The organism is Pseudomonas sp. SIMBA_067 (assembly GCF_046534675.1).
In the GTDB taxonomy this organism is placed as follows: Bacteria; Pseudomonadota; Gammaproteobacteria; order Pseudomonadales; family Pseudomonadaceae; genus Aquipseudomonas; species Aquipseudomonas putida.
The window spans coordinates 1-240 of record NZ_JAWRYH010001250.1 but is presented as its reverse complement, the minus strand read 5'-3'; the positions used below and the strand labels follow the sequence as shown (position 1 = coordinate 240).

1 protein-coding gene is annotated in these 240 nt (G+C 51.2%); it reads right to left on the bottom strand.

Annotated elements, in window-relative coordinates:
* Window positions 1-240 (bottom strand): ketopantoate reductase C-terminal domain-containing protein (locus SB765_RS33305; protein ID WP_410932993.1); only part of this gene is annotated, 240 nt, incomplete at both ends.

Sequence of the window (240 nt, the reverse complement as noted above, 5' to 3'; positions counted from 1 at the left end):
TCCCATGCGCGCGGGCGCGGCGTAAGAGAAAACCATTGATATAGTCGATTTCGGTGTGGCGCAGCGCGCGGATATCCTGCAACATCGACGAGATATTTTCCGCTGTGGCATCAATCACCTGCATCACGTAATAACGCAAATCTTCCGCTGAAGTATGATGCCCTTCGCGCTCGATCACTGCCGCGACTTCTTCGCATATTTGCATAATTTCTTGCGGATGATGACGTAATTCACCGTTCG